Raw genomic sequence first — 19,282 nt, 5'->3', positions numbered from 1 at the left:
GAAATTTTCGGCTGTGTTCGGTAAAAGCTGACGCAGGTATCCGCTGTCGAAACAAACTGAAAAGCTCCTGTACGTCGGACGGCCGATGTGTCCGACGGAGTCGACCATACTGAAGCGTCGACTCCGCCAACACCAACCGACCTGGAGAATTCGCCCATGCAGACGCGCCGCCAGCTCCTCCACCGTTCCGCCGTACTGGCGGCTATCGCCGCTCTCGGACCGTTGCTGCCGTCTCTGGCGCAGGCCGCTGAACCGCTACGGACGCGCACGATTCCAGCTTCCGGCGAAATGTTGCCGGTGATAGGGCTCGGCACTTCGCGTACGCATGACATCAGCCTCGACGATGTCGAAATGGAAGCGTTGCTCGACGTGCTGCGGGTATTCGTCGAGGGTGGCGCCAAGGTCATCGACACCGCGCCGAGCTACGGCAATGCGGATCGCGTGGTAGGCGAACTGGTCCAGCGACTCGATGTGCGAGATCAGGTGTTTCTCGCCACCAAGGTTTCTTCCACCGGCCGTGAACGTGGTATGGCGCAAATCGAGGCCAGCTTCAAAGCACTACAGACCGACACCATCGACCTGATCCAGGTGCACAACCTGCAGGACACCAGCACCCAGCTCGGTCTGCTGCGCGAGCTGAAGGAGCAGGGGCGCGTGCGCTATATCGGCGTGACCCACTACGTCGAGTCGGCCCATGATCGGCTGCTCGATGTGCTCAAGCAGGAGAAGGTCGACTTCGTTCAGTTCAACTATTCGGTCGGCGAGCGCAATGCCGAGAAGCGACTACTGCCGTATTGCGCCGACAACGGCATCGCCACGCTGATCAACCGGCCCTTCACCCGCGGCAACCTGTTATCGCGGGTCAAGAATGAGCCGCTGCCGGCCTGGGCTGCGGAGATCGACGCCAGCTCCTGGGCGCAGCTGCTGCTGAAGTTCATCCTGGCCGAGCCGGCCGTCACTACGGTGATTCCCGCCACCTCTAACCCGCGCTATATGGCCGACAACATTCTCGCCGGGCAGGGTCGCCTGCCGGACGAGCGTCAGCGGCAACTGATCGTCGAAGCCTTCCGCTAAGCGCCACGCCGCCGCAGTCTTCGCCGCTGGAGGCTATATGTCCGTCCCGCTCGCCGCACGCGCTGCCGCACTGATCAATGCCCGCCCCGGCGAGCTACGCGCCGCGCTGGCGGGGTTCGGGCTGTTCTTCTGCCTATTCTCCGGCTACTTCATGCTGCGGCCGATCCGCGAGTCGATGGGTATTCAGGGCGGCGTCGACAACCTGCAGTGGCTGTTCACCGCGACCTTCCTCGCCATGCTGGTTGCGGTGCCGTTGTTCGCCTGGCTCAACTCGCGAGTGGCGCGCATTCATTACATCGACTGGGTGTACGGGTTTTTCTGCATCAACCTGCTGCTGTTTGCCGGACTGTTCTTCCTGTTGCGGGACAGCATCTGGCTGGCGCGGGTGTTCTATGTATGGATCTCGGTCTACAACCTGTTCGTGGTTTCGGTGGCCTGGAGCCTGATGGCCGACGTATTCGACGCGCCTCAGGCCCGCCGTCTGTTCGCCTTTATCGCTGCCGGTGCCAGCGTCGGCGGCTTGGTAGGGCCGGCGCTGAGCGCGTTGCTGGTGGGAATGCTGGGGCAGTTCGGCCTGATGTTACTGGCGGCGCTGTTGTTGGCCGCCGCCGTGGCGCTCAAGCATCAACTGATGGCCTGGCGTGAAGTGCATGGCGCCGGTCGACCCGGCGCCGAACGGGCAGAAAACCCGCGCCGACCGGTTGCCGGCAATCCGTTCAGCGGGCTCACGCGGGTACTCGGGTCGGCCTATCTGCTGGGCATCGCCGCGTTCGTTCTGCTGCTGACCACGGCCAGCACCTTTCTCTACTTCGAGCAGGCGCGGCTGGTCGCCGAGCTCTTTCCTGATCGCGCCGAGCAGGTGCGGGTGTTCGGCGCGATCGACTTCGTGGTGCAGGCCGGCGCGCTGCTGTCGCAACTGTTCATCACCGGGCGCATTGCCCAGCGCCTCGGCGTGCGCGTGCTGCTGGCTGCAGTGCCGGCATTGGTTTGCCTGGGCTTCATTGGCCTGGCGCTGGCGCCGACCTTCGCCGTGCTGGCCGCGGTGATGATCGTGCGGCGCATCGGCGAGTACGCCTTCGTCCGTCCGGGCCGCGAAATGCTCTTCGCCCCGCTGGATGCCGAGAGCAAGTACAAGGCGAAGAACTTCATCGACACCGTGGTCTATCGCGGCGGCGACGCCTTGAGCGGCTGGGCCAAGAGTCTGTTGGATACCCTCGGCCACGGCGCGGTGCTGATCGCCATAGTGGGCGCGGCCTGCGCTGCGGTATGGGGCGGGTTGGGCTGGTATCTGGGCGGCCGTGCAGACCGTGGCAAGGCCGAGCAGGTAAATGCAGGCGATTAGCGTTGAACCGGCCTTTTCAGAGGGGGATGGGGGTGAAGAAAAATGGTGCAACCCGCATACCTTCCAGCCTCATTCGCAGCCTAGCTTCTGCCAGCATTCATTGCTGCCTGAACCGCCATGCAGAACAAATCAGCCAGACGAAGCCGCTGAACCTCGGCGCCGCAGATCCCTCGAACCTAACAGGTACGTCATCAATCAGGAGTAGTCGTATGCATGTTCAAGTCAACAGTCAACACGTCCACGGCAGTGTCGAGATGCATGAATGGGTGGGTTCGACCGTAGAGGAGCGGCTGGAGCGTTTCGATGACTTTCTCACTCGAATCGAAGTCCACGTCAGCGATGAGAACGCGCAAAAAGCCGGCGCCGACGACAAGCGCTGCCAGATCGAAGCGCGGCCTAAAGGCCACCAGGCCGTTTCCGTCACTCACAAGGCCGAGTCGCTCCAGCTGGCCGTCGACGGTGCGGCGGAAAAGATGCGCCATGCGCTGGAACACCTAATGGGCAAGCTCGACGCCAAGGTACTGTCCAGTGGAGAACTCAACGACCCGCTACTCGATGAAGAGCCGCAGGCTGTCAAGGACGCCATGCTTGAAGAAGATTTTCTCCGGAACCAGGAAGCACGTGGCAAGGAATAGTCTGGTTTGCAGAGCAGGGCGTACGCACCGAGGTGCGTGCGCGTGCACAAACCGTAGGAGTCAGCTTGCTCGCGAAGCTGTCCAGACGGGCGAAACCGATCCGTAGGAGTGAGTTCGCTCGCGAGTATCCACGGCAAGAACCGCTACTCCCAACGTCGTCACTCTGCGTTACCACTGCAGGCCAGAGCCTTTCCATGCAGATTACCCTGGTACGTCACGGCAGGCCCGACCACACTGCAGCGAGTTGGTGTACGCCAGCGCAGATGAAGGATTGGATCGCCAATTACAATCAGGCGGATGTCGTCGCCCAAGAATTGCCGGACGCGCTGGTCCCACTCGCTGAAAAAGCTGGCGTCGTGGTCTGCAGCTCGTTGTCGCGTTGCGTGCAGTCCCGTGGGCAGTTGGCTTGCGATTGTCATCAGGAGCCGGACTCGTTGTTTGCCGAGGCGCACCTGCCGTATCCGGACTGGTCCTTTCCGCCTATGCCGTCCCGGTTCTGGCGATTGCTGTTTCGCGGCGCTTGGTTCCTTGGTTTTGCCCGGCATACCGAGCCCATCAGCGAATCCAACCGGCGGGCCAGCGCGGCGGCTGAAAGGCTTATCGAATTTGCCGAGAGGTATGGAAGTGTGTTGCTCATGGGCCACGGCATCATGAACATCCTCATCGCGAGGCAGTTGCGTAAGCGTGGCTGGGCAGGGCCACTGAACCTTATCCTCAAGCGGTATTGGGAGCCGTGCAGCTATTACAAGGGAGATTGAGTTGTCTGCATCATTGGCCCGGTATGAAGCCGCGTTGCTTAGGTGGGCGGTCCACGGTTACGCCTGGATACGCTGCGCAATGCTGAGCTATGGCAACGCAGCTATAGCGAAAGGCTTACAAGCGGTAGCGGCGTTCAGCGCTATGGCTACCGACGGACAAGGATTAATCTACACCCACTCTGAAGCGCAGGACGCGCTCAGGATCAAGGATGATCGACCACCGCCAGGATGGCATTCGAAAGGATTTCGGAATGGTCAGGAAAAACCCGCTTCGGCGGGTTTTTTGTTGCCTGGAAGAAAGTCGGGCTCTCCGGTGGAGTGTCCACCGGTTACGGATGTTCGTAGCGCTGTTTCGATGTTGCCCTTCAGTTTTCTTACTGCTGATGACATCTGCGATGTCACGGAGCGCCCAGCGAGCCCCGTCTAGCTTGAACCCTGCGCCGAGTTGACCGTCGATTTTTATTTGCGGAGCGATACTTCATGCGCCTTGCCCACTTCATCATCGACAACCTTGAGCCGATTCTGCAGGCTTGGGAAGACTTCGCCATGACCATCAAGCCGGCGTCCACGACGATGGACCCTAGTGACCTGCGGGACCATGCCGAGCAAATGCTCAGGACCATTGTGGCAGATATGCAAACCACGCAGACGACTGCGGAGCAGATCGATAAATCCCAGGGCAACGCGCCCGAAAGCGAGGACGAAACCGCTGCGGAAACCCACGCCATAACACGGCACATGGCCGGCTTCACTATTGAGCAAATGGTCTCGGAGTACCGCGCCTTGCGCAGCAGTGTGCTGATGCAGTGGTTGCAGCAAATCAAAAGTGGCACGGATTTCGAAGTGGAAGACATGATTCGCTTTAACGAGGCCATCGACCAGGCGCTCGCCGAGTCCATCGCGAGTTATTCAGAGGCTGTCAGTGCCTCGCGAGACATCTTCCTAGGCATCCTTGGGCATGATTTGCGCACGCCGCTGGGCGCGATACTGCTCGGCTCCGAGGTGCTTCTGTTGGCAGATGATTTAGGTCCCAAGCCGACCAAGATCGCCTCGCGCATCTATACCAGCGTCAAACGGGCAAACAAGATCGTCAGCGATCTGCTCGATTTCACCCGCTCACAGGTTGGTTCGGGCATTCCCGTGCAACTGGCAGAAACCAGCTTGGCGGCGATATGTGAAGGCATCGTCGAGGAAATACGGGCCTATCATCCGGAGTGCAACATCGTCTTCGAAGCAAGCGGAGAGCTGGTTGGTCAGTTCGATGCGGCGCGGATGGAGCAGGTTTTTTCCAACCTGATCGGCAACGCCGTCCAGCATGGCAATGAGACCTCACCGATTATGGTCAGCTTGCAAGCCGATCAGGGGTGCGCGGTATTTGCGGTACGCAACCAGGGCGAGCCGATCGCCGACGAGGCGATTCCCCATATCTTCAATCCCATGAGCCGCCATTCTCAATACGCCGCAGGTGAACATGGGCCCAACTCTGGGCTGGGCCTTGGATTGTTTATCGCCGGCGAGATCGTCGCGGCGCATCAAGGGCGTATCAAGGTAGAGTCCGAAATCGATCACGGCACTGTTTTCACCGTCAGACTGCCGCTAACTTCGCGCGTCTGCGGGGCATAGCTACCCCATACGGAATGGAGCTGAGGCGGTTTTTTTCTGTCACGACGAAAAGGCTAAAGGGGTCATGGATAGCTTTGTAACCGGGGCCTACTTGACCAGCAGGCGAAACCGAAGACTCATTCCTTTTCGGAAGCCTGGGAAATAATCTGCTTTCTCTCTAACACCCTCAATGCGCCACTTTTCTTTGGACAAAAAAAGCCCCGCCGAAGCGGGGCTTTTTAAATCAGGCGTCTTAAACGACTTGGACCTGATCGGCCTGCATCCCTTTCTGACCTTTGGTGGCCATGAAAGAGACCGACTGGCCTTCGCTCAGGCTTTTGAAGCCAGCGCTTTCGATCGAACGATAGTGAACGAAAAGATCTTCGCTGCCATCAGTTGGGGTGATGAAGCCGAAGCCTTTTTCATCGTTGAACCATTTAACAGTGCCGTTTTGACGAGCAGACATGATGTATCTCCAAGGTGGTTTTAAGGCTGCGAAGCTGATTTTTCAGCGTCGAGACTGAGAAGCGAGAAGCAAAACGAACCAGGGAGACGAAACAAAGAAACATCAAGCTGGGTGTCGAAGTGTTAATTGCGAAGCAGTGGAGGCGAATATACGCAGATAATTAAATTAGTACAGTTCTTATATTGAGTTTAGGTCTGGCTAGCTTTTTATGCTCTTTAATTCAAATCTAACCAGCTGTTAATTATGAGTATTAATTGCCGGAACCGTACGTCGGTTGATGTTTTGCGCGTAGCGGCTCAAGCTTTTTTAATAAAAAAGCAAAAAAGCCACCCGACAGTCATTGCTTGGCAACCGCCACAATCCGCTCAATCAACCACTGCAATGCTGCATCCCGCTCTCGCTGGGCGACGGTGACGATGTCCAGCTGGAAGGTGCCTAGATCGAACGGCACGTCGAAGAGTTGCAGCGGCAGCAGCTTCGCGAAGTGGCGGGCGAGTTGGGCGGGCAGCACGGCGGCCAGGTCGCTGCTGGCGACGATGTGGGCGGCCTGGAGGTAGTTGGGGGTGGTGTAAACGACGTCGCGTGCGAGATCGTGATCTTCCAGCCATTGATCGACCATCCCGCGTGTCTGGCCGCCGTGGACCCAAAGATGACGCAGATGCAGGAAGCTTGTGAGATCGAGTGTCTCTTCAATCAGCGGATGTCCGCGGCGCACCGCCACTTGCAACGTTTCGCTCGCCCAGCGGCGAGTGTGAAAGCGAGCGGGGACTTCGAGGAAACGTCCTAACACCAAGTCCAGTTTGCCGTTGTTCAGTGCTTCTGCCGGCAGCGATGGAGTCAGGTGCTGGATCGCCAATTGAATCCCTGGTGCCACATCAGCCAGGTGCGCCATCAAGCGCGGCATGCAGATCAGCTCGACGTAGTCGGTCACGGCGATGACGAAGCGTTGACGGCTGGTGGACGGATCGAAGAAGTCACCGGCATTGAGTGTATGTTCGATCTGCTGCAGCGCATCGCGGATCGGCGCTTCAAGGCTCAGCGCGCGGGGTGTGGGTTGCATGACGCGACCGACGCGTACCAGCAGAGGATCGTCGAGCAGTTCGCGCAGACGATTGAGCGCATTGCTGACGGCCGGTTGGCTGAGGGACAAACGCTCCGCCGCGCGGGATACGTTGCGCTCACGTAGCAGAGCGTCTAGCACGCGGAGTAGGTTGAGATCGAAGTTGTAGATATTCATCGAATGAATTAGAAGTATCACAAGACTAAATTTCAAAAATAGTAGCGTCTTCAACTAAGGTAGGTCTTCTGTTTTTTCTGCCTTGCGACGAGGACTGCAGCAATGAGCCAAACCCGCTTCGATATCCAGACCGCCGCCGTCATCGGTGCCGGCACCATGGGCCGCGGTATCGTCATGAGCCTGGCCAACGCCGGTGTGCAGGTGCTGTGGCTGGATAACAATCCGCAGATGCTCGATCAGGCGCTGGGCGTGGTGGCCGAGACCTACGCACACAACGTCCGCCAGGGCCGTATCGACGAGGCGCAGGCGGCGGCGCGTCGCGCCTGCATAAGCAAGGCGGCCGACTATCAGGCGCTGAAGGATGTCGATCTGGTGATCGAGGCGGTCTACGAGAACCTCGAGCTGAAGCAGAACATCTTCCGCGAGCTGGACGGCATCGTGAAGCCGGCCGGCATTCTCGCCAGCAACACTTCGGCGCTGGATATCGACGCCATCGCCGCCGTCACCGGGCGCCCCGAGCAGGTCGTGGGTCTGCACTTCTTCAGCCCGGCGCACATCATGAAGCTGCTAGAAATCGTCCGCGGCGCGAAGACCTCGAAAGCGGTGCTGGACGTCTCTACCGAACTCGGCAAGCGCATGGGCAAGGTCAGCGTCGTGGCCGGCAACTGCCAGGGTTTCATCGGCAACCGCATGCTTGCCACCTATGTGCGTGAGGCGCGGACGATGCTGCTCGAAGGTGCCTACCCGCATCAGGTAGACGCCGCGCTGCAGAGCTTCGGGTTCGCCATGGGTCCATTCCGCATGTACGACGTGGTCGGCATCGACCTGGAGTGGCGCGCCCGCGAGCTGGCCGGCAAAGGGCAAGACGAGCCTGAGGTGCAGATCGACAACCGCCTGTGCGAGCTGGGCCGCTTCGGCCAGAAATCGCGCATGGGCTATTACCGCTACGCCGAGGGCAGCCGCCAGGCTGAACACGACCCCGAAGTAGATGCGCTGGTGCAGCGCGAGTCCGAGCGGCTGGGCTATCGGCGCCGCGACATCGGTACGGAGGAAATTCTCGAGCGCTGCCTGCTGGCGCTGGTCAACGAAGGCGCGAAGATTCTCCAGGAAGGCATGGCCGAATCCAGCACCGACATCGATACCGTCTATCTCAACGGCTACGGCTTCCCGGCCGAAGTCGGCGGGCCGCTGACCTGGGCGGACCGCCAAGGCCTGCCAGCGATTCGCGATCGCTTGAATGCGCTGGCCGAGCGCCACGGCCCGCACTGGAAGCCGGCCGAACTGATCGACAGCCTAGCCACGCTCGGCGGTCGCTTCGTCGACTACAAGAAGGAGGCCTGAGCATGGAATACAAGGCCCCGCTGCGTGACATGCGCTTCGTGCTGCACGAGCTGTTCGATGCCACGGCCCACTGCGAGCTGCTTGGCAACGGTCTGGATCACGAATTGATCGACGGCGTGCTGGAAGAGGCTGCGCGCTACACCGGCGGCGAGATCGCCCCACTTAATCGTAATAGCGATGAAGAGGGCGTAACCCTGGAAAACGGTGAGGTGAGGACGCCGCAGGGCTTCGTCGAGGCCTACCAGCAGTACGTCGATAACGGCTGGGCGAGCATGACCGGGCCGACTGAGTACGGCGGCCAGGGCTTTCCGCAGCTGGTGGCGTGCAACTTCCACGAGATGCTGATGGGCGCCTCGCTGTCGTTCCGCATCTACTCCGGCCTTACCGAGGGCGCGGTGCTGGCGCTGTACAAGCACGGCAGCGACGAGCTGAAGAACGCCTATCTCGAGAAGCTGGTCAGTGGCAGCTGGAGCGGCACCATGTGCCTCACCGAGCCGCAGGCCGGTACCGACCTGGCATTGTTGCGCACCAAGGCCGAGCCTCAAGCGGATGGCAGCTACCGGGTCAGCGGCAGCAAGATCTTCATCTCCGGTGGCGAGCACGACATGAGCGAGAACATCGTGCATCTGGTGCTGGCGCGTCTGCCGGATGCGCCGGCCGGGGTGAAGGGCATCAGCCTGCTGTTGGTACCCAAGTTCATCGCCAAGGCCGACGGCACGCCGGGCGCGCGCAACGCGCTGAGCTGTGGCGCCATCGAGCACAAGATGGGCATCAAGGGCGCCGCCACCTGCGTGATGAACTTCGACGGCGCCACCGGCTGGATTGTCGGCGAGCCGAACCAGGGCCTGGCGTGCATGTTCACCATGATGAACGACGCGCGCTTCCAGGTCGGGCTGCAGGGCCTGGGCATCGCCGAACAGGCCTACCAGGGCGCGCTGAGCTATGCCCGCGAGCGGCTGCAGTCGCGGGGGCTGGCCGGCGTGCAGCACCCGGACAAGGCGGCCGACCCGATCATCGTCCACCCGGACGTGCGGCGCATGCTGCTCACCCAGAAGACGCTGGTCGAAGGCAGCCGCATGCTCGCCGCCTACTGCGCACGCGAGCTGGACCTCGAACACGGCCATCCCGACGCGGCGGCGCGCAAGGCCGCCGGCAAGCGCGCGGCGCTGCTGATTCCGATCGTCAAGGCGTTCTTCACCGACATGGGCCAGGAGGTCGCCAGCCTCGGTGTGCAGATCTACGGCGGCCACGGCTATATCCGCGAGTGGGGCATGGAGCAGTTGATGCGCGACAGCCGCATCACCCAGCTCTACGAGGGCACCAACGGCATCCAGGCACTGGATTACATCCGCCGCAAGCTGCTCGGTGACGGTGGCGCGGAGCTGTCGGTATTGCAGGCGGAGTTCAGCGAAATCTGTGACCAGCAACTCGACCGGTCGGCGTTGCAGGAAATGGCGCGCAAGGTTCAGGCGCGCATCGGCGAGTGGCGAGAACTGACCGCCGAGATTCTCGCCGCTACCGAGCGCGACCCTCAGGAAATCGGCGCGGTGTCGGTGGATTTCTTACAGTATTCCGCCTATGTGTTGTTAGCTGGGCTCTGGCTACAGGCGGCCGCTCGGGCGCAGGATGCGCTGGAGCAAGGCGCCGGTGAGGAGGCGTTCTACCAGGCCAAGCTCGCCAGCGCGGACTTCTATCTGCGCCGCGTATTGCCGCGTGCCAGCGCGCACCGGGAGGCAATTCTCGGTGGCGCTGGGTGCCTCATGGCGTTGCCGGAGGCGGATTTCGCGTTTTGAGTGGTGGGCCCCGGCTGTCGACCGCTGCGATTGAGCGGTCCGGTTCGCCAGCAAGCTGGCTCCTAAAAAAAAGCAGTACGGTGGCTCGGTTTTCGGTGCGGTTGGAACGACGCCGCCGAAGCACATCACTTGTAGGAGCCAGCTTGCTGGCGAAGCTTTTTTAGGGGTTCCAACCCAGATCCTTCGCAAGGAGGAATTCTTTCGTGAATCAGGAGGCACCGATGCATCCGTTCAGCTTCTCCACAACCGCCCAGTTGATCTGCGAGCCTGGCTCGTCGCGGCGTCTGGCCAATATTTGTAAGGAGCGGGGCGCACGTTCGGTGCTGGTGGTGACCGATCCCGGTATCACCCGTTTCGGCCTGCTCAGCGAGGTGCTGCCGGGCTTCGAGCCTGAAGGCCTGCAAGTTGCCGTCTACGATCAGGTCGTGGCCGACCCGCCGGAAGATATCGTGCTTGCTGCGGTGGAGCAGGCCAGAGCGGCGAAAGCGGATCTGGTCATCGGCTTTGGCGGCGGCAGCTCGATGGACGTCGCCAAGCTCGTCGCGCTGCTGGCCCACCCGAACAACGGTCAATCGCTGCAGGACATCTACGGCGTGGGCAACGCCAAGGGCCAACGCCTGCCGCTGATCCAGGTGCCGACCACCGCTGGCACCGGCTCGGAAGTTACGCAAATCGCCATCATCACTACAGGCGAAACCACCAAGATGGGTGTGGTGTCGACGTTGCTGCTGCCGGACCTGGCGCTGCTCGATGCCGATCTCACAGTCGGCTTGCCTCCAGCGGTAACCGCCGCGACCGGCATCGACGCGATGGTGCATGCCATCGAGGCCTACACCAGCGCGCTGAAAAAGAATCCGTTGTCCGACCTGCTGGCTCGCGAAGCGCTGCGCCTGCTCTCGGCCAACCTCCACGAAGCGGTGCACAACGGCAGCAATCGCGAGGCGCGTCAGGCGATGCTGCTCGGCGCCTGCCTCGCCGGCCAGGCGTTCGCCAACGCGCCGGTAGCGGCGGTGCATGCGCTGGCCTATCCGCTGGGTGGCAACTTCCATATCCCGCACGGCTTGTCCAACGCGCTGGTGCTACCGCACGTGTTGCGCTTCAACGTCAGTGCGGCGACTACCCATTACGGCGAGCTGGCGCCGATCGTCCTTGGCGAGCGGTTACGTAGCGATGATCCAACGACCTTTGCCGATCAGTTGATCGAAGAGATGGACCAGCTCTGCGGGCGCATGGGCCTGCCGAATCGCCTGCGCGACGCCGGCGTGCCAGAGGCGATGCTGCCGCAACTGGCCAAGGAGGCCATGCAACAGCAGCGGCTGCTGGTGAACAACCCGCGCGAAGTCACCGAGGCCGATGCGTTGGCCATCTATCGCGCCGCCTACTGATCCCTCCGGCGCATTGCGTTGAACGCGACGCGCCGGCCTGCCTTCAAGGACTTTCCAATGGCCGAACAACCGCAGCATCTGCGCGCTGACTACCGCCGCTTTCAGCCTGTCACCACGCGCTGGCACGACAACGACATCTATGGCCACGTGAATAACGTCGTCTATTACAGCTATTTCGACAGCGCAGTGAATGTCTATCTGATCGAGCACGGCGGGCTGGATATCCACGAAGGCGACGTGGTGGGCTTCGTGGTCAGTTCCTCATGCGATTACTTCGCGTCCATCGCTTTTCCGGATGCCTTGGAAGTCGGCTTGCGGGTTGGCAAGCTCGGCAACAGCTCGGTGCAGTATGAGCTGGCGATCTTCAAGGCTGGGGAATCACAGGCCTGCGCGGCGGGGCGCTTCGTCCATGTATTCGTGGATCGCGCCAGCAACCGGCCGACGCCGATCCCGAGTGGTTTGCGCCAAGCGCTTGAGGCGCTGTTGGTAATGGCCGAGTAAACGTCGCCCCGCAACGTCTTGGTGATCGCCCCGCCCGGGTAGGGCGGAGCCTGCTTATTGCTGCCTTAGCAATTGATTGGCCGTGTAATCCACCGCTACGGCACAGCAGAATCAGTCGTGATGCTTGTGTTTGTGCTTGTAATGCCCCTTGGCTTTGCCAGGGTGGCCATGGCGGTGGTCGTCTCGGTAGCGGCGATCACGGCGATCGTAGTCATCATCGTCGCCGTACTCATTGCCGATCGCCCCACCGGCGCCGCCACCTACCGCTGCGCCGATCAGGCCGCCCGTGCTGCCACCGACGCGCTGGCCGATAACGTTGCCGCCTGCCGCGCCAAGACCGCCGCCGATTGCGGCCTCGGTACGGCTGCGCTTATCCGCACCAACCATGCCACCAGCCGCACCACCGACTCCGGCACCGATGGTTGCACCTGTCGAGCCGCCGAGGTGTTCACCGACCACTGAGCCGAGTGCTCCGCCCAGTGCGCCGCCAACGGCCGCTTCGGTGTTGCTTCCGGCAAATGCGGCGCTGCTGAGCAGGCTCGCGGACAACAGCAGAATGGAGGAATACTTCATGGCGAAACCTCTAATGGATGGCGCCGCGATCCTCACGTGCCGACCAAGCTTGCGCAAGTATTTGCCGATAAAAGGTGTGATGCCTTTCACTTCTCATAAGTATTTGATTTGGCGTGGGAACTGGAAACAACCGAAGCGGTCCTAGCTCCCTTCATCTGGCGCTATCAGGCGCCTTTATTTTGCGGTTGTGAGAGTGCCTGCGACCAACGGATTTTCCTGCGCGGCGTACAGGCGAATGGCGACGGACTTGGATGTCGGCGTGTGGCTGCCGATACCGACACTGGTCAGCGGTACCAGTGGGTTGGTTTCCGGGTAATAGGCGGCCGCCTGGCCCGGTGGAATATCGAAGGCGAGCAGAGTGAAGCCCTCCACCTTGCGCTCGATACCATCATTCCATAGGGACTGGATATCGACCTGCTGTCCAGGTTCGAAGCCCAGCCGACGGATATCGACCGGGTTGACGAAGATTACCCGGCGCTGGCCGCGAACGCCGCGATAGCGGTCGTCGAGGCCGTAGATGGTGGTGTTGTACTGATCATGCGAACGCAGCGTCTGCAGTGTCAGGTCCGGCAGCTCGCCGGTGCTGCGTACCGCTTCGTCGAGCAAGCTCTCCGGCAGCGGACTGGCCATGAAGCTCGCGCGCCCGCTGGCGGTGTTCCAGAGCCGTGACGCGGCTGGGTTGTTCAAGTGAAAGCCACCCGGCGACAGCAGACGTTGGTTGAAATCGGCGAAACCGGGAATGGTATCGGCGATCAACCGGCGGATGCTCGCGTAGTCGGCAATCAGCGCTTCCCAATCCAGCGGATGCATGCCGAGCGTGGCCTTGGCGATGCCGGCAACGATAGCCGGCTCCGAGCGCATCAGCGGCGAGAGTGGTTCCAGCTGGCCATGGGACGCGTGGATCATGCTGAACGAATCTTCCACGGTAACCGCCTGCGGGCCGCTGGCCTGACGGTCGATGTCGGTGCGGCCGAGGCACGGCAAGATCAGCGCGTCGCGGCCGGCGGTCAGATGGCTGCGGTTGAGCTTGGTACTGATCTGCACGGTCAACGCGCATTGCTGCAATGCCTGATGTACGCGCGGGCTGTCCGGAGTGGCCTGGGCGAAATTGCCGCCCAGCCCGATGAAGACCTTCGAGCGGCCTTCCAGCATCGCTTCGATCGCCTCCACCACGTTGTGGCCGGATTGGCGCGGCACTTGAAAAGCGAAGCGATTTTCCAGCGCATCGAGTAGCGCCACCGGCGGGCGCTCGTTGATGCCCATGGTGCGGTCGCCCTGCACATTGCTGTGGCCACGCACCGGGCACAGGCCAGCGCCGGGCTTGCCGAGGTTGCCGCGCAGCAGCTGCAGGTTGGTGATTTCCTGAATGGTCGCAACCGAGTGGCGATGCTGGGTGATGCCCATGGCCCAGCAGACGATAACCCGCTCGGCGTTGCGGTAGATTCGCGCCGCCTGTTCGAGCTGGACCAGATCAAGGTCCGATTGCTGCTCGATGTCTTCCCAACTGGTGGCGTCCAGCATTGCCAGATAGCTGTCCAGGCCGATGGTGTGCTGTTCGATGAAGGCGTGATCGAACACCGATGGCTCGCCTTTGGACTGGGCTTCGCGCTCCCAGAACAACAGCAGCTTGGCGATGCCGCGCATGGCCGCCATATCGCCGCCCAGAGCCGGGCGGAAGAACGCCGTATTCAGCGGAGCGGAGCCGTTGGCGAGCATTTCCAGCGCGTGCTGCGGATGCTGGAAGCGCTCGAGACCGCGCTCCTTCAACGGATTGAAACAGACCACCTGGGCACCCCGGGCGACCGCCTCGCGCAGCGGTTCGAGCATGCGTGGGTGATTGGTGCCGGGGTTCTGGCCAAGGATGAAAATCGCATCAGCCTGAGCGAAATCCTCAAAGGTAACGCTGCCCTTGCCAACGCCAATGCTTTCGCCAAGGGCGACGCCGCTAGCTTCGTGGCACATGTTCGAGCAATCGGGAAAGTTGTTGCTGCCATAGGCGCGGACGAAAAGCTGATAGAGAAACGCCGCCTCATTGCTGGTGCGCCCGGATGTATAGAACTCGGCTTGGTCGGGGTTATCCAAGGCATTGAGGTGTTTGGCAATCAGCGCGTACGCCTCGTCCCAGCCGATCGGTCGGTAGTGGTCGCTGGCCGCGTCGTAGCGCATCGGCTCGGTGAGCCGGCCTTGGTATTCGAGCCAGTAATCGCTCTGCTCGCGAAGCTGGCTGACGCTGTAGAGTGCAAAAAAGCTGGCGTCGACGCGGCGGGTAGTGGCTTCCCAATTCACTGCCTTGGCGCCGTTCTCGCAAAACTTCACCGCGCCATCTTCCGGCGAATCGCCCCAGGCACAACCGGGGCAGTCGAAACCGCCGTTCTGGTTTGTCTTCAGCAGCGCGCGCAGATTCTTCAGCGGCTGCTTACTGTCGAGCCAGGAATACGCGACGCTGCGCAGCGCGCCCCAGCCGGCGGCGGCGCCGGTATAGGGCCGATAGCGCGGCTTTTCGGGCTGCAGACTCACCGCTGGTCCTCGGCCGTACCGGCCGCCGGGCTGTAGACCCTCGGCGGGCTGCGGTGGGGAATGTGGATCAGGTTGATGTTGTGTAGCTGTGCCCACTGCGCTGCCAGGCCGGTCGGCGATGAAAAGCTGACCAGGGTGGGAATGCCGGCGCGCTGAACCTTATGGATCAGCTCCAGGCTGCAGCGGCTGGTGACCACCGCGACGCCGCCCGCGACGTCATGACCGGCGCGGCTGAGTGCACCGATCAGCTTGTCCAGCGCGTTGTGCCGGCCAATGTCCTCGCGGCCCAGGAGGATTTCGCCCTGCGCATCCATGAACAGGGCGGCGTGCACCGCACCGCAGGTTCGCCCGAGGGGCTGGTATTCGGCGATGCGCTGGCGCAGATCGTTCAGCCAATGGGCCGGAGGCAACGGCGCGACTGGCATTACCTGCAGCTGCGGCAGTGCCTGCTCCAGCGCCTCTACGCCGCATAGGCCGCAGCTGGCATTGCCGGGTAGCTGGCGACGCTGCTCCTTGAGTTTCCAGAAGGCGCGACTGGCGATCTCCACGTCGGCCTGCCGGCCGCTGCCGGTGCCGCTGATATGGATGTCGTAAATATCGCTGGCTTCTTCGACGATGCCGCTGCCAAGGCTGAAGCCCACCACGAAATCTTCGAAGTCGGCCGGCGAAACCATCATCACCGCCTGGCTGATGCCGTTATAGGCAATGGCCAGGGCGCATTCCTCGGCCAGCTCGACCGGCTCTTGCCGTGTCTCGCCAATAGCCTGGAAGTGATAGCGCTGGCTGGCATCAGCCGGCGCGCTGCTATCCGGGGACGCAATGGGGCGGCGTGGGGCGTTCATGGACAAGCTCGATGGTTGATCGTACGAACGGGTTTTTGTGCCGACCGGCTGACTGTGCGCGGCTCAGGCAGGTTTTTCAACGCGTATCGCGCCTGCGTAGTCACGGCCGTTTCAGCGACTTTCATCATCACGATGCGTTACTGGCCAGCATTTCACGCACCCGCGTGGCCAGGTGGTCGATAGCGAACGGTTTGCTGATCATGTCCATGCCCGCCTCGAGAAATCCGCTGCTAGCCGCTTGTTCGGCGTAGCCGGTCATGAACAGCACGCCCAGTCCGGGGCGATGCTGACGGGCGATATCCGCCAGCTGCCGACCGTTCATCCCCGGTAGACCGACATCTGAAACCAGAAGGTCGATGCGTTCGCTGCTTTCCAGAATTTTCACGGCGGCGTTGGCCTCGGCTGCCTCCAGGGCTTGATAGCCGAGCATGCTCAAAACGTCCAACACCAGTTGTCGCACGGCCGGGTCGTCTTCGACTACCAGCACGGTTTCGCCTTGCAAAGCCTGTGGCGGCTGCTCCGCCGGGCTGCTGGTCGCCGCTGGTATCGGCAGTGCGTGGTGCGCCGGAAGATATAGCGTGACCTCGGTGCCTTTACCGGGTTCGCTGCGGATCTGCACATGGCCGCCGGCCTGGCGGGCGAAGCCGTAAATCATCGATAGCCCGAGTCCAGTGCCTTGGCCGATCGGTTTGGTCGTGAAGAACGGCTCGAACGCAGCGGCCAGCACCTTGGGCGTCATGCCGCAGCCGCTGTCGATCACGCTGAGAGTGACGTAACGGCCCGGCGCCAGTTCGCCCACTTCCGACTTACGCAACAGCTGCACATTGGCGGTGGCGATATACAGACTGCCGCCGTCGGGCATGGCATCGCGAGCGTTGATCACCAAATTGAGCAGCGCGCTCTCCAGTTGGTTTTCGTCGCTGTTGGCGGCCCACAGGTCCGGCTGCAACTGGGCGTCGACCAGAATATGGCTGCCAAGGGTGCGCACCATCAGGTCGCGCATCGACTCGACCATCGCATTCAGATCAACCCGCTTGAGGTTCAGCGGCTGGCGCCGGGCAAACGCGAGCAGGCGGTGGGTGAGCGCCGCGGCGCGGTTGGCCGAGGTGGCGGCGGCATCGATGAAGCGCTGGGTTTCGGCGTGACGGCCGGTCTGGTTGTAACGCTGGATCAGGTCCAGCCCGCCGATTATGCCGGTGAGCATGTTGTTGAAGTCGTGGGCGATGCCACCTGTGAGCTGACCGACCGCTTCCATCTTTTGCGCTTGGCGCAGGGCCTCCTGAGCTTGTTCGCGGCTGGCCATTTCCTTGAGCAGCCGCTCGTAGACCTCGGCCAGCGCAGTGGTGCGTTCTTGCACGCGGCTTTCCAGTGTCTCGTTGAGTTCGCGCAACGCCTGCTCGGCGCGCCAGCGCTCGGTAACGTCCTGGGTCAGGACAAAGAAACCTTCCACTTTTCCTCCGCCGTCATGGTGCGGCAGGTAATGCATCCAAGCTCGGCGCAGCTCACCGTCGCGGTGGGGCATGGACGCTTCGAAGATGGCTTCTTCACCGGCGAGGGCGGCCTTGATCCGTTCGCGGCGCTCGTTGTAGGCGCGCTCGCCGACCACGTCTTTCAAGTGCTTGCCATAAATGGAGCCAGGGGAATGACCGAACCAGGTTTCATAGTGGCGGTTGTTAAAGCGATAGCGCTCGTCCCGGTCGACGTAGCCGATGAGCACCGGCAAGGCGTCGGTGATCATGCGGATCTTCGCTTCGCTGCGGCGTAGCGCCTCCTCTTCGCTATTACGCATGCACAACAGCTGCCCGGCGATCCTCTGGCCGTCGCGGATGGGGCTGAGAGCCAGATCGAACCAGACGTCGTCAGACTCGCCATTTCCAGGCAGGCTTTGGTTGCGTAGCAGACATGCTTGGCTACGTTTATCGCCGTTGCACGCGTCGATCAGCGCCGCCCAGATGTCACCCCAAGTGGAGGCGACCGGAGCACCGAGCGCGGCGGGGTGGCGACCTTCAATCAGTGCCGCGTGGGCGTCGTTGTACAACTGCACGCCACTGTCATCCCAGAGCACGCACATCGGTAGTGGCGCTTCGAGCAGAGTGGCGACCAGAACCCGCAGCGAGACCGGCCAGTTATCGATCGGGCCCAGCGGCGTTGTGCTCCAGTCGTGGCGACGGATGCGGCCACTCATTTCGCTGCTGTCGTGCGGCCAGAGTTCTGGATCTACTGCCATATGTCGTCCATCGATGCGCGGTGGGTCATTAGGTATGCGTCGGGCTTGAGGGGCATTCATCTGCCCGGTATGGCGCAGCCAGGGCTGGGCCGTGTCGTTGTTGTCGTCACCTCGTATGTTACCGAGCGGCTAACTCCGCTCTCGGGCGAGCATGGTTTTACGCAATCAAACAGACCAGCGGCATGCCTGCGTTCAGCCCGCGTAACCCTGCAGGCTGCGAATCAACTCTAGGTAATCGTCGACGGCGGAGAATTCTTCAGTGTTTTTTTGCCCACGACGGCTATCCGGTTCGCTGATGGCCAAGAGATGCGCGACGCCGAAACCGCGGGCGCTGCGCAAGACCGGCAGGCTGTCGTCGATGAACAGCGAGGTGGCGGGATCGAAATCCAGGTCGGCTTGCAACGCGTACCAGAATTGCGCCTGCTCCTTGGGAAAGCCGTAGTCATGTGAGCTGATCAGACGGTCAAACCAGGGTGCCAGTTCGATGCGTTCGAGCTTCAGCGACAGGGAGTCGCGGTGGGCATTGGTGATTAGGACCACACATTTACCGGCTTGGCGCAGGGCGGCGAGGAATTCGTCCGCCGCCGGGCGTAAGGCAATCAGGTCGGCGAGCTCGCGCTTCATCTCGCGGATCGGCAGGTTCAGCTCGCGGGTCCAATGATCCAGGCAGTACCAGGTGAGCTTGCCCTCGTGCTCAGCGAACAGCGGAATCAGCTCCATTTCGGCCATGGCACGACTGATGCCGTGCAGTTCGGCATAGCGCTGCGGCAGGAATTCGAGCCAGAAATGGTTATCGAAGTGCAGGTCCAGCAGAGTGCCGTCCATGTCCAACAGGACAGTGTCGATCTCGGACCAGGGCAGTGAAGCGATCATGGCAGGCTCTCGTGGTTCGGCAATCGGTAATGGTGCGGCAGTGGTCGGGTCGATGCAAAGCGTTCACGGTTGGTGCAAAAGCCGGGTTACCAGGCTGCGTGAAAACGTAGCGAGCA

16 protein-coding genes are annotated in these 19,282 nt (G+C 61.7%); 9 read left to right on the top strand and 7 right to left on the bottom strand.

Annotated features, from left to right (window positions below; translation table 11 throughout):
• Positions 1-156: 156 nt before the first annotated feature.
• The 5 genes from NAV33_RS20905 (at position 157) to NAV33_RS20885 (ending at position 5,432) form a co-directional block, all read left to right on the top strand.
• Positions 157-1,074 (top strand): aldo/keto reductase, encoded by a 918-nt coding sequence (locus NAV33_RS20905; RefSeq protein WP_255983682.1) that lies wholly within the window; start codon positions 157-159, stop codon positions 1,072-1,074.
• 37 nt (positions 1,075-1,111) lie between these two features.
• The gene (locus NAV33_RS20900) at positions 1,112-2,416 is read left to right on the top strand and encodes an NTP/NDP exchange transporter (RefSeq protein ID WP_255983681.1); all 1,305 of its coding nucleotides are present in this window, start codon (positions 1,112-1,114) and stop codon (positions 2,414-2,416) included.
• Between the two features lie 209 nt (positions 2,417-2,625).
• Entirely contained in the window at positions 2,626-3,051 is a 426-nt protein-coding gene (locus NAV33_RS20895; protein ID WP_255983680.1) for an HPF/RaiA family ribosome-associated protein, read from the top strand.
• Positions 3,052-3,245: 194 nt separating this feature from the next.
• Positions 3,246-3,809, top strand: coding sequence for a histidine phosphatase family protein (locus tag NAV33_RS20890; protein ID WP_255983679.1), 564 nt, complete (start codon positions 3,246-3,248; stop codon positions 3,807-3,809).
• Positions 3,810-4,289: 480 nt separating this feature from the next.
• The gene (locus NAV33_RS20885; RefSeq protein WP_255983678.1) at positions 4,290-5,432 is read left to right on the top strand and encodes a sensor histidine kinase; all 1,143 of its coding nucleotides are present in this window, start codon (positions 4,290-4,292) and stop codon (positions 5,430-5,432) included.
• A 232-nt stretch (positions 5,433-5,664) separates the two neighbouring features.
• On the opposite strand, the gene NAV33_RS20880 is transcribed toward NAV33_RS20885, so the two are convergent.
• Complete coding sequence (locus NAV33_RS20880) at positions 5,665-5,877, bottom strand: cold-shock protein (protein ID WP_255983677.1); 213 nt, start codon at positions 5,875-5,877, stop codon at positions 5,665-5,667.
• A gap of 337 nt (positions 5,878-6,214) precedes the next feature.
• A complete protein-coding gene (locus tag NAV33_RS20875; protein WP_255983676.1) occupies positions 6,215-7,114 on the bottom strand; it encodes a LysR family transcriptional regulator in 900 nt (299 codons plus the stop codon).
• A gap of 102 nt (positions 7,115-7,216) precedes the next feature.
• On the opposite strand from NAV33_RS20875, the gene NAV33_RS20870 reads away from it, so the two are divergent.
• The 4 genes from NAV33_RS20870 (at position 7,217) to NAV33_RS20855 (ending at position 12,134) form a co-directional block, all read left to right on the top strand.
• Entirely contained in the window at positions 7,217-8,455 is a 1,239-nt protein-coding gene (locus NAV33_RS20870) for a 3-hydroxyacyl-CoA dehydrogenase (protein ID WP_255983675.1), read from the top strand.
• 2 nt (positions 8,456-8,457) lie between these two features.
• A complete protein-coding gene (locus NAV33_RS20865) occupies positions 8,458-10,248 on the top strand; it encodes an acyl-CoA dehydrogenase C-terminal domain-containing protein (protein ID WP_255983673.1) in 1,791 nt (596 codons plus the stop codon).
• A 221-nt stretch (positions 10,249-10,469) separates the two neighbouring features.
• Complete coding sequence (locus tag NAV33_RS20860) at positions 10,470-11,633, top strand: iron-containing alcohol dehydrogenase (protein WP_255983671.1); 1,164 nt, start codon at positions 10,470-10,472, stop codon at positions 11,631-11,633.
• 57 nt (positions 11,634-11,690) lie between these two features.
• Complete coding sequence (locus NAV33_RS20855) at positions 11,691-12,134, top strand: acyl-CoA thioesterase (protein WP_255983669.1); 444 nt, start codon at positions 11,691-11,693, stop codon at positions 12,132-12,134.
• 111 nt (positions 12,135-12,245) lie between these two features.
• Here NAV33_RS20855 and NAV33_RS20850 read toward each other — a convergent pair whose 3' ends face one another.
• The 5 genes from NAV33_RS20850 to yrfG form a co-directional block, all read right to left on the bottom strand.
• Positions 12,246-12,707 carry a YMGG-like glycine zipper-containing protein gene (locus NAV33_RS20850; protein ID WP_255983667.1) on the bottom strand — a complete coding sequence of 154 codons (462 nt, stop codon included), beginning with the start codon at positions 12,705-12,707 and terminating at the stop codon, positions 12,246-12,248.
• Between the two features lie 174 nt (positions 12,708-12,881).
• Entirely contained in the window at positions 12,882-15,224 is a 2,343-nt protein-coding gene (locus tag NAV33_RS20845; protein WP_255983665.1) for an FdhF/YdeP family oxidoreductase, read from the bottom strand.
• Positions 15,221-16,066, bottom strand: coding sequence for a formate dehydrogenase accessory sulfurtransferase FdhD (gene fdhD / locus NAV33_RS20840; RefSeq protein ID WP_255983662.1), 846 nt, complete (start codon positions 16,064-16,066; stop codon positions 15,221-15,223). The genes NAV33_RS20845 and fdhD overlap by 4 nt, the downstream gene beginning before the upstream one ends.
• 127 nt (positions 16,067-16,193) lie before the next feature.
• Entirely contained in the window at positions 16,194-18,293 is a 2,100-nt protein-coding gene (locus NAV33_RS20835) for a hybrid sensor histidine kinase/response regulator (protein ID WP_255983660.1), read from the bottom strand.
• A 192-nt stretch (positions 18,294-18,485) separates the two neighbouring features.
• Positions 18,486-19,166: a GMP/IMP nucleotidase gene (gene yrfG / locus NAV33_RS20830; protein WP_255983657.1), complete on the bottom strand. Its 681-nt coding sequence runs from the start codon at positions 19,164-19,166 to the stop codon at positions 18,486-18,488.
• Positions 19,167-19,282: the final 116 nt, after the last annotated feature.

Origin of the sequence: Stutzerimonas stutzeri (assembly GCF_024448715.1) — a bacterium.
GTDB classification, from domain to species: domain Bacteria; phylum Pseudomonadota; class Gammaproteobacteria; order Pseudomonadales; family Pseudomonadaceae; genus Stutzerimonas; species Stutzerimonas stutzeri_AR.
The sequence above is the reverse complement of the archived record's forward strand: the minus strand, read 5'-3'. Positions and strand labels throughout refer to the sequence as shown.